The following is a 1,308-nucleotide window of genomic DNA, read 5'->3' as shown; positions in this document are numbered from 1 at the left end:
CCGTCCGGCTTCGGATACTCGATCGGCTTGCATTGCGACGCCGGCTTCAGCATCTCGTGATCCCAATGCTGATGATGCAGCGTCCACGGCACGTTGCCGCCCAGCAGCTTCTGTTCGATGCCGACCATCAGCGTGCCGAGATACAGCCCCTTGCTCATCCACTGCTTGAAGTTGCGGGCTTTGTGCAGTTCCGTATGCAGCCACGACGTCTTGAACGATTCGGGATACGCCGTCAGCTCGTCGCTTGTGCGGCCGGCCTGAACGGCATCGAACGCTGCGTCGGCGGCGAGCATGCCCGTCTTGATGGCCGCGTGCGAGCCCTTGATCCGCGATGCGTTCAGGAAGCCCGCATCGTCGCCGACCAGCGCGCCGCCCGGGAAAACCAGCTTCGGCAGCGACATCAGCCCGCCCGCCGTGATCGCGCGCGCGCCGTACGACACGCGCTTGCCGCCTTCGAGGAACTTGCGGATTTCAGGGTGCGTCTTGTAGCGCTGGAATTCTTCGAACGGCGACAGATACGGATTCGAGTAGCCAAGACCGACGACGAAACCGACCATCACCTGGTTGTTGTCGATGTGATAGAGGAACGAGCCGCCATAGGTTTGCGTATCGAGCGGCCAGCCGGCCGTGTGAATGACCAGACCCGGCTTGTGCTTCGACGGATCGATTTCCCACAGTTCCTTGATGCCGATGCCGTACACCTGCGGATCGGCGCCGTCGCGCAGCCTGAATTTGTCCGACAGTTGACGGCCGAGATGCCCACGCGCGCCTTCGCAGAACAGCGTGTACTTCGCGTGCAGTTCCATGCCGAGCTGGAAGTTCTCCGTCGGCTGGCCGTCCTTGCCGATGCCCAGATTGCCCGTGGCGACGCCCTTGACGGAACCGTCGTCGTTGTACAACACCTCGGCGGCCGCAAAGCCGGGGAAAATCTCGACGCCCAGCGCTTCCGCTTGCTGGCCGAGCCACCGCGTGACGTTCGCGAGGCTGATCACGTAGTTGCCGTGATTCTTGAAGTTATCCGGCAGCGCCCAGGTCGGCACCGATTTCGCGCCTGTTTCGTTGAGGAACAGGAAGCGGTCCTCCGTCACTTCGACATCGAGCGGCGCGCCTTTTTCCTTCCAGTCGGGAATCAGTTCATTCAGCGCGCGCGGGTCCATCACGGCGCCCGAGAGGATATGCGCCCCGATTTCGGAGCCTTTTTCGAGCACGCAGACGCCAATTTCGGCGCCTTTTTCCGCGGCGCGCTGCTTCAGGCGAATGGCCGCCGACAGGCCTGCAGGACCGCCGCCGACGATCACGACGTCATAC

General features: G+C 62.8%; 1 protein-coding gene. It reads right to left on the bottom strand.

Annotated features, from left to right (window positions below):
* Nucleotides 1-1,308: NAD(P)/FAD-dependent oxidoreductase (locus tag H3V53_RS43040; protein WP_336603018.1), on the bottom strand; the 1,308-nt coding region annotated here is incomplete at both ends.

This window comes from Paraburkholderia bengalensis (assembly GCF_037126505.1).
Taxonomy (GTDB): domain Bacteria; phylum Pseudomonadota; class Gammaproteobacteria; order Burkholderiales; family Burkholderiaceae; genus Paraburkholderia; species Paraburkholderia bengalensis.
Note: the sequence above shows the minus strand (reverse complement) of the source record. Positions and strands in the feature narration are given on the sequence as shown.